The sequence below is a fragment of the Hoeflea sp. genome, assembly GCF_039975035.1.
Taxonomy (GTDB): domain Bacteria; phylum Pseudomonadota; class Alphaproteobacteria; order Rhizobiales; family Rhizobiaceae; genus Hoeflea.
Window position 1 is genome coordinate 1 of the sequence record NZ_JBDWHW010000181.1, and the last position, 9,200, is coordinate 9,200.

Annotated in this window: 8 protein-coding genes and 1 pseudogene; 3 read left to right on the forward strand and 6 right to left on the reverse strand. The window is 61.0% G+C overall.

All coding sequences use genetic code 11. From position 1 onward, the window contains the following. A pseudogene (locus tag ABJN75_RS16210) lies at positions 1-427 on the reverse strand (NAD(P)/FAD-dependent oxidoreductase); the annotation flags it as partial. 84 nt (positions 428-511) lie between these two features. Between ABJN75_RS16210 and ABJN75_RS16215 the strand changes: the two are divergent. Further along, positions 512-1,213: a TetR/AcrR family transcriptional regulator gene (locus ABJN75_RS16215; RefSeq protein ID WP_348440613.1), complete on the forward strand. Its 702-nt coding sequence runs from the start codon at positions 512-514 to the stop codon at positions 1,211-1,213. 45 nt (positions 1,214-1,258) lie between these two features. Here the strand turns inward: ABJN75_RS16215 and ABJN75_RS16220 are convergent, their stop codons facing one another. Beyond that, complete coding sequence (locus tag ABJN75_RS16220; RefSeq protein WP_348440614.1) at positions 1,259-1,528, reverse strand: aspartate-semialdehyde dehydrogenase; 270 nt, start codon at positions 1,526-1,528, stop codon at positions 1,259-1,261. A gap of 271 nt (positions 1,529-1,799) precedes the next feature. Between ABJN75_RS16220 and ABJN75_RS16225 the strand changes: the two genes are divergently transcribed. Beyond that, positions 1,800-2,114 (forward strand): co-chaperone GroES, encoded by a 315-nt coding sequence (locus ABJN75_RS16225; protein WP_348440615.1) that lies wholly within the window; start codon positions 1,800-1,802, stop codon positions 2,112-2,114. 43 nt (positions 2,115-2,157) lie between these two features. Beyond that, positions 2,158-3,783, forward strand: coding sequence for a chaperonin GroEL (gene groL, locus ABJN75_RS16230; RefSeq protein WP_348440616.1), 1,626 nt, complete (start codon positions 2,158-2,160; stop codon positions 3,781-3,783). Positions 3,784-3,930: 147 nt separating this feature from the next. Here groL and ABJN75_RS16235 read toward each other — a convergent pair whose 3' ends face one another. The 4 genes from ABJN75_RS16235 to ABJN75_RS16250 all read right to left on the reverse strand — a co-directional run bounded on the left by ABJN75_RS16235 (position 3,931) and on the right by ABJN75_RS16250 (position 9,002). Further along, positions 3,931-5,250, reverse strand: coding sequence for a DUF3422 family protein (locus ABJN75_RS16235; protein ID WP_348440617.1), 1,320 nt, complete (start codon positions 5,248-5,250; stop codon positions 3,931-3,933). Positions 5,251-5,470: 220 nt separating this feature from the next. Continuing rightward, positions 5,471-5,833, reverse strand: coding sequence for a DUF1850 domain-containing protein (locus tag ABJN75_RS16240; protein WP_348440620.1), 363 nt, complete (start codon positions 5,831-5,833; stop codon positions 5,471-5,473). Positions 5,834-5,838: 5 nt separating this feature from the next. Continuing rightward, a complete protein-coding gene (locus tag ABJN75_RS16245) occupies positions 5,839-7,944 on the reverse strand; it encodes a TRAP transporter permease (RefSeq protein ID WP_348440618.1) in 2,106 nt (701 codons plus the stop codon). 101 nt (positions 7,945-8,045) lie between these two features. Next, positions 8,046-9,002 (reverse strand): TAXI family TRAP transporter solute-binding subunit, encoded by a 957-nt coding sequence (locus ABJN75_RS16250; protein WP_348440619.1) that lies wholly within the window; start codon positions 9,000-9,002, stop codon positions 8,046-8,048. Positions 9,003-9,200 lie beyond the last annotated feature (198 nt).

Consider the following 9,200-nt stretch of genomic DNA (forward strand, 5'->3'; position numbering starts at 1 on the left):
CTTCGCCTCTGGCATCGCGCCAGACCACCCGCCAGCCTTCGCCGGAATTGCCAAGCGGCGCGGCGGAGATCACCTCGGTGCCGAACAGGTAATGCTGGCGAAGTCCGAAATGATCGGCGAATTTCTGAAAATAGCTCTTGAGCTCGCGGTGCGACGGATATTCCGCCACATGGCTGTCCATCGGAAAATCGGCGAACTCGGTCATCTTCTTCGACGAGATCAGATGCGCGGTCCGGTACATCGTCGATTTCGGTCCCTCGATGTCCCACAGACCGCCGACATCGGAATGCAGCTCGAATCCCTGAAACGGAATACCTTGCTCGAGCAGCGTCTTGGCCATCGCCAGCCCCATCGGCCCGGCCCCGATCAGCGCGTAATGATTGCGCATGTTTCCGTTACCGGCCGGATCTGCCGTCGTTGATTGCATGTCCAACTGTCCCCTCCCTGGCTTCAGTGGATTTTATCCTCTCCGCTTTATTGAACGATCGTTCATTTTAAGACAAGGTGAATCATGACAAAAACTTCTCCGATCCCCGATTTGGCGCCGCGGCAGCGCCAGCGCGCGGCCTCCGGGCGGTCGATCGCCACCAGGCTGAATATCCTGAATGCCGCCGAACGGCTGTTTGCTGAACGCGGCTATGACGGCGCTTCGGTGCGCGACATCGCCAGCGCCGCCGGCGCGCAGATCGCTTCGGTCAGTTTCCATCACGGCAGCAAGGAAGCTCTGTTCGAGCGGGTTGTCGAGCGCCGGGCATCGGAATTGTCGCAAATCCGGCTGGATGCGCTGGCCGCATTGAAGGCAAGCGGCCAACCGCTGACGCTTGGGGGTGTGCTCTCAGCCTTCCTGCGCCCATATCTGGACAAGGCCGGTCTCGCCAGCCGCGGCGCCGGGGATCCGCAATGGCTGGCTTATGCTCGGCTGGTGGCGATAGTGTCCGCCGACGCACGTTGGCACGCCATATCCGAACGCTGCTTCGACCCCACAGCCGGCATCTTCATCACCGAGATTGCCCGGCTTTTCCCAGAGGCGGAACCATCGAGGATCGCCTGCGCGTTTGTCTATTCTGTCTCCGCCATGCTTTCACTGTCGACCTCGCGATGGCGGATCGAGGCACTCTCCGGCGCATCTCCGAACCCTTGCGACAAGGACGGCCTGGCCAGCGGACTGGTCCGATTCTGTGAAGCAGGTTTGCGCGCGGCCATCGAGGTCTGAGCGCAAAGGTGTCGGGATCTCCCGGCAAGCGTCTGAGCAACAGCTTCAGTGCAGCACGATTTCTCCGTCCACCCGCCGCCACTCGTTCGGACCGATCAGCTTGTTGTGCGCATATCGCACCGAATGCACTCGGCCATCGAGCCTGGCTTCCCAGAACTCAAGAAATTTCCGCATGCCGGGAAAATCGGGAGCCAGATCATAGTCCTGCCAGACATAGGTTTGCAGCAGCGATTGGAAATCCGGAAGCCGGTAGAAAATATGCGCCGTTGTCAGACCATATCCTTCCATCTGCCGTTCGAATTCAGGCGAAGCCATTGTTGCGTGCACCTCCTGTGGTTTGACAGGGAGATGACACCAAAAACCGGCTGTTTTGGCAAGAGAGATAATTTATTATGTCGTAATTTCAGCGTGTTAGCAGCGAACGAAATCGAGTGCTGATTTTTTTGTTTCCGGCTCTTGAAAAATCCGGATCGAAAAACCAGATCGTTTTCCGCCTGACGCCGGGAGAACCGGGCCAGGTCTCCCCGGAGTCCGTGCGCGGATCGGGGGGCTGGGAGTTCAATCTATGTTTGTCCAGGAGGAAAGCATGAAGTTCCGTCCATTGCACGACCGCATCCTTGTCCGTCGCATTGAAAGCGACGACCGTACCAAGGGTGGCATCATCATTCCCGACACAGCCAAGGAGAAGCCGCAGGAAGGTGAAGTGATCGCCACCGGCCCCGGTGCCCGCAACGAGCAGGGCGAGATCGTGGCGCTCGACGTCAAGGTGGGCGACCGCGTTCTGTTTGGAAAGTGGTCCGGCACCGAAATCAGGCTTGATGGTGAAGACCTTCTGATCATGAAGGAATCCGATGTCATGGGCGTCCTTCAAGCGGATTCCGCTGTGAAGGCTGCAGCCTGAATGTTTGCCAACCATCTTTGCCAATAATTGAAAGGAACAAAAAATGGCTGCAAAAGACGTCAAATTCCATTCCGATGCCCGCGAGAAAATGCTGCGCGGCGTCGACATACTGGCCGACGCGGTGAAGGTGACGCTTGGTCCGAAAGGCCGGAACGTTGTCATCGACAAATCCTTCGGCGCGCCGCGCATCACCAAGGACGGTGTGTCCGTCGCCAAGGAAATCGAACTCGAGGACAAGTTCGAGAACATGGGCGCGCAAATGCTGCGTGAAGTCGCCTCCAAGACCAATGATCTGGCCGGCGATGGAACCACAACCGCGACCGTGCTTGCCCAGGCCATCGTCAGGGAAGGCGCCAAGGCGGTTGCCTCCGGCCTCAACCCGATGGACCTCAAACGCGGCATCGATCTCGCTGTCGACGCCATCGTTCAGGACCTGAAGACCAATGCCCGCAAGATCTCCAACAATGACGAGATCGCCCAGGTTGGAACAATCTCCGCCAATGGCGACACCGAAATCGGACGCTACCTGTCGCAAGCCATGCAAAAGGTCGGCAATGACGGGGTGATCACCGTTGAAGAGGCCAAGACAGCCGAGACCGAACTCGAAGTGGTCGAAGGCATGCAGTTCGACCGCGGCTACCTCTCGCCCTATTTCGTCACCAACCAGGACAAGATGCGCGTCGAGCTGGAAGAGCCCTACGTGCTGATCCACGAGAAGAAACTGTCCAACCTGCAGGCTATGCTTCCGGTTCTCGAAGCAGTGGTTCAGTCCGGCAAGCCGCTGCTCATTGTCGCCGAGGACGTCGAGGGTGAAGCCCTTGCAACGCTGGTGGTCAACAAGCTGCGCGGCGGCCTGAAGATCGCGGCCGTCAAGGCGCCAGGCTTCGGCGACCGTCGCAAGGCTATGCTCGAGGATATCGCCATCCTGACCGGCGGTTCGGTGATCTCCGAAGATCTTGGCATCAAGCTCGAAAACGTCACACTCGAGATGCTGGGTCGCGCGAAGAAGGTTACCATCGAGAAGGAGAACACCACGATCATCGATGGATCCGGCTCGCGCAACGAGATCGACGGCCGTATCGCCCAGATCAAGGTGCAGATCGAGGAAACCTCGTCCGACTATGACCGCGAGAAGCTGCAGGAACGGCTGGCCAAGCTCGCCGGCGGCGTCGGCGTCATCCGCGTCGGCGGCTCGACCGAAGTCGAGGTCAAGGAGAAGAAGGACCGCGTCGACGACGCGCTGCACGCCACCCGCGCAGCCGTCGAGGAAGGCATCCTGCCGGGCGGCGGCGTGGCGCTGCTGCGCTCAACAGGCGCGCTCGACAGCCTCAAGCCCGCCAATGACGACCAGCGCGTCGGCATCGACATCGTCCGCCGGGCGATCGAGGCGCCGGTGCGCCAGATTGCCGAGAATGCCGGCGCCGAAGGCTCGATCATCGTCGGCAAGCTGCGCGAGAAGACCGACCTCGCCTGGGGCTGGAACGCCCAGACCGGCGAGTATGGCGACCTGTTCAAGATGGGCGTGATCGACCCCGCCAAGGTGGTGCGCACCGCACTGCAGGACGCCGCATCGGTTGCCGGCCTTCTGGTCACAACCGAAGCGATGATCGCCGAGAAGCCCAAGAAGGATGCACCGGCACCCGCCATGCCGTCCGGCATGGACTTCTGATCGGCGTCAGCAATTAGCCATCCGCCGCCCCGCCTTTTGAACCGCTTCATTATTGAAAACCGGTTCACCGGCGGGGCGGTCTTGTTTTGGCAAGCAGGCTGGCGTTGCCGCCCATCGGATCGGTTGCACACCACTCCCTGGAATGCTTCACCGCTGGATCGACTCTGTCGCAACCTGTTCGCCGTCAGGTGTCGCCGCTCCGCCTTCGATATCGTGATGCTTGCGGATCGACCTGACCACCATCCAGGTAAACCCGATAGCGACCGGCACGAACAGACCGCTCAGCAGTCCGGCCTTCACCGGCAGATGAAACGCGTCCACAACCGCCTTTGCCAGATAGCCGAACAGGCCGACGATATAATAGGAGATCGCCGCAACCGAGAGCCCTTCAACGGTCTGTTGCATTCTCAGTTGCAGCTTCACCCGGCGGTTCATCGAGCTCAGCAGCGCGCTGTTCTGCCGTTCGAGCTCGACATCGATCCAGCTTCGCAAAAGCGATGTGGCGCGCGAGAGCTTGCGCGACAGGTTGGCCTGGCGTTCCTCGATCGACTGGCAGGTGCGAAGCGCCGGCGCCAGCCGCTTTTCCAGAAACGCACCGATGGTTTCGAACCCGGGTTCCTGGGTTTCCGCCAGCGACGCGATACGCTCGCCGACGATATTGTAATAGGCGCGGCTGGCCCCGAAACGGTAGAGGCTGAGCGCCGCACCGGCTTCCAGTTCCGCCGCCAGAATGGTGATTTCCGCCAGCAGGCTGTCGGCATTGTCGCGCGCGCCGGTCTTCATCGATTGTGTGATCTTGGTCAAGCCGTCCTCGATCCGGCGCATCTCGGGTGACAGCGAGCGCGCCAGCGACAATCCCATCGCGGCCAGTGTCCTGTAGGTCTCGATATCGAGAAGCCGCTGCACCACAGCCCCGCGGACGGCATCGGTCATGCCGTTGTCGATCACCAGGATCCGGGTCAGCCCGTCGCCGTCCTGGCGAAAATCGGTGGCGATCTTCGCCTGTCCGCCCTTGACTTCGCTCAAGCACAGGCTGGTCGGATCGAAACTCTCGAGTGCGGCTCGCGTTTCCGGCGAATCCGCCCGCACTTCAAGCCGTATGCCTGAAATCATGTTGCCCGGCGGCGAGAACTGATCGCCAAATGGATGGGTATCAATCCCCTCGCCAAACTTGGGTGGGGCCGGCGCGTCCCAGAAATAGGTGGAGAATTCCGTATGCCGCTCCCATCGAAGCGTGCCCTGCCCCCAGGGCATGGAAAAATGCGCGGTGTCCCGGCCCGGCACCGCAACCCCGCGCGCCCGCGCAAGCCCGGCCAGAACCGCATGATCCACCACAGCGCCGCCATCGGTGAGAAACGCCAACTGGAAAATCACCCGGGATTTGCCCACCAGTGCGAACGGACGTGCGTGGATTTCGCCGAGCGCCTCGGCACGCGCTTGCGCCATCGGAAATGAAAACCTGCCCATGGTGTCGCTATATCCCTGTCTGAGCCTGTGGATTCCGGGCGTATGGGCCCGGATTTGTGGCCACACCGGCGCATAACCGCTGCACACCTGCTTTTTACGACCACCTTGGTCTCAAGGCAAAGCCCAATTCGCGGCTCGCCGCATCAGAAGCTGGAGACAGGCTCATTCGCCGCAGGCGTCATCCGGGCGGCGATGGCGATACGCTCACCAACAACCTACTTCACCGCTCGCAACCCGAAATCCGCACCGGCTTGCCTGCCTTGGAGCCCAGCTCCATGCAGCCACCCGCATGGCAGAGCCGCCAGGCCGACAATGTGGCGCCGGATGCGGCCAGCACCAGTTCGGGGACCATTGGGCCGTCCGGGGACCACACCCACCAGCCATCTTCGAGGCGCGCGCCCTCGCCCGGATCCATGCCTGCGCCCGACCCCTTGACCCGGGCTTCGGTCAGTTCAAGCCCGGCGGGCGTCACACGCCAGTTCTCCAGCCATTCGGTCTTTTCCACCGAATGGGTCCAGGACAATGTGAAGGCGGCGGCAGTGATTGCCGTGGTCTTGCCCGCAGCGATCACGCAGAGCGCCAGCCCCATTACACGGTCGCCGTCCGGGCGTGCATCTGCCTGTAGGCCAGCACCGCGAAGACCGCCGCAAGCGCCAAGCCGATTTCATCGGTCAGCGGCAGAGATGCAATCAACGTAAAGGCGGCGACCATTGCCAGAGCGCGCATTGGCCAGCCCAGCCGGCTGCCGAGGAAGCCGATCACAGCAGCACCCCACAACCCGATTGCCAGCGTGGTCTTGGCCACCACATAGACAACCGCCGGCACATAGCCGATTTGGGCCGCCAGCGGCCCGCCATCCTGCAGCATCAGCGCCGGCGTGTAGACCGCCATGAACGGGATCACGAAACCCGCCGCCGCCACCTTGATCGCCTCCATCGAGATCTTCAGCCCGTTTTCCTTGGCTATCGGCGCCGCGGCGAAACAGGCCAGCGCCACCGGCGGCGTCAGATCCGCCAGAATGCCGAAATAGAACACGAACATGTGGCTGACGATCAGCGGCACACCGAGTTCCAGCAGCGCCGGACCGGCAATCGACGAGGTGATGATGTAGTTGGGGATGGTCGGAATCCCCATGCCGAGCACGATGCAGGTGATCATTGTCAGCACCAGCGACAGGAACAGGCTGTGTGCTCCCACCGAGACGATGAACTGGCCGAATGTATTGGCCGCTCCCGTCAGCGTCATGGTGCCGATGATGATGCCCACGACGGCGCAGGCAACGCCCACCGGCAGCGCCGTCTTGGCCCCGTCGGCGAGCGCATCCCGGCAGATCACCAGCGTCTCGCGACCGCCCTTGCTGAAGGCATTCCAGCCGATCAGCACCAGAACCGCCGCCAGGATGACATTGACGCCAAATTGTAGGAACGCCGCTGCGACAAATCCCAGACCGACCCAGAAGATGATCCGGATGACACCGTTAGGCAGCCCCAGCGCGATCGAACCGCCGAGGATCAGCAGCACCGTCAGCGCCAGTCCGACGGTTCCGGCAAACAGCGGCGTGTACCCCGAAAACAGCAGATAAATCAGCATCAGCAGCGGCAGCACCAGATACCATTGCTGCTTCAGCGCCTTCATCGGCGACGGCAATTCGTCCTTGGGCAGGCCCACCAGATTGTGCCGGCCCGCTTCCAGATGCACCATCCAGAAGGCCGAGGCAAAATAGAGAATGGCCGGAATGAGCGCCGCCTGCACAACTTCGTAATATTCGACGCCCAGCGTCTCGGCCATGATGAAGGCGACCGCGCCCATCACCGGCGGCATCAGTTGCCCGCCCATCGAGGACGTCGATTCCACACCGCCGGCAAAGGCTGCCCGGTAACCGAACTTTTTCATCAGCGGAATCGTGAATTGCCCGGTGGTCACGACATTGGCGACGCCTGAGCCGGAGATCGTGCCCATCAGGCCCGAGGAAATCACCGACACCTTGGCCGCCCCGCCGCGCTTGTGGCCGACCAGCCCCAGCGACACATCAGTGAACAATTGAATCATCCCGGCCTTTTCGAGAAAGGCGCCAAACAGGATGAACAGGAAGATGAAGCTCGAGGAGACAAAGATCGGGATGCCGTAGATCCCCTCGGTGCCGTAGGCCATGTGGTCGATCACCTGGGCGAAATCATACCCCCGGTGATCGAGCGGCGCCGGCAGATATTCACCGAACAGGCAATAGGCCAGGAACGTGCCGGAGATGATCGGCAACGCCGGCCCCATGATCACCCAGGCAGCCAGAAACACGGTGGCGAGCGCGATCACACCCACCACGATATCGCGCGGCAACGGATCGCCGGCCCGCAACAGCAGTTCGGTGTATTCATACCATTGATAGAACGCCACCAAAACGCCGAGCCCGGCAATCACCCAGGCGATCAGCTTGATGGCAGGTCCGGCATTGCGCGCCGCCGCCACCAGCGGAAACGTCAGCAGCATCAGGAACCCGACATGGATAGCGCGCACCACCTGGCTTGGAAAATCGATGACGTGAGCAGCCGTCGCGATCTGAAAGACCGAAAATATCAGCGCGATCCAGAACAGAAGCCGGCCTTCCAGCGTTCGCGGAAAGCTCTCGGCCAGCGGATCATGCAGACCGAGGTCGATATCGGCCTCCGCGGCCTGATGCGCGGCTTGATCTCTTGCCATGCGGTGTTCTCCCAAAAGGCGTCATATAGACCCCATGGCGGAGTCAGGTGCCCTGCTCCGCCACGGAAATCACGTGATGTTATCCGGTTATTTGACCGGACTTACATTATGCCCTTTTCCTTGTAGTAACGCTCCGCGCCCGGATGCAGCGGCAGCGGCATGCCCTTGACTGCATTTTCCAGCTTGATCTGCGCGGCCGCCTTGTGCGCCGCTTCCAGGGTCGGAAGGTTCTCGAACAACTGCTTGGTCATCTGGTAGGCAAGCTCGTCGCTGACATCCGAATGGGTGACGAGGAAGTTGACCACGGCCACTGTGCCGACATCGCTGTCCTGACCACCATAGGTGCCCGCCGGAATGGTGGCTGCGATATAGGGCGCACCCAGCGCATTGACCACATCCTCAGGCACCGCCACCATCTGCACGTCGATCGATGTCGAAAGGTCCTTGATCGAGGCAACGCCGAGACCGGCCGACTGCAACGTCGCATCCAGCTGACGATTCTTGATCAGCTCGACAGATTCCGCGAACGGCAGATACTCGGTCTTGCTCAGATCGTCATAGGACATGCCGGCAGCGGAAAAGATCTTGCGCGCATTGAGCTCGGTGCCTGATTTGGCGGCGCCGACAGACAGGCTCTTGCCTTTGAGATCGGCAAAATTCTTGATGCCGGAATCCTTGGACGCAACGATCTGGATATAGTTCGGATAGACTGCCGCAATGCCGCGTAGCTTGTCGAGCGGCGCCTTGAAGCCGGCGTCCGCATCACCTTCCCAGGCAAGCTTGACCGAATCGCCCAACGCCAGAGCGAGTTCGCCCTTGCCCTGCTGCAGCAGGTTGAGGTTTTCCACCGACGCCTTGGTCGACTGCACCTGCGTGCGCACACCGTCAATCTTCTCTGCATAGATTTTCGACAGGCCCACACCGAGCGGATAGTAAACGCCCGAGGTGCCGCCGGTCAGGATGTTGACGAATTCGTCTGCCTTGGCCGGGGCGAGCGACAGGGCCATGGCTGTCGCGGCTGTCAGGGTCACCAGGCTTCTGCGATTGATGCTGATCATAAGGTCTCCTCCATGTAATTCTAATTCAAAAGCGCGCTTCTCCGCAGCACTTCCATAGGGCATGCGGCCTGCAACGAACGTGCCAGTTCAAGCCTTACAGGAATAGCGCAGCTTTGGGCAAATCGGAACATCAATACTGGCAAGATATTGCCCACAGGCTCGCCCCGATGGGCACAGAACTGCCCATCCGGAGTTGCG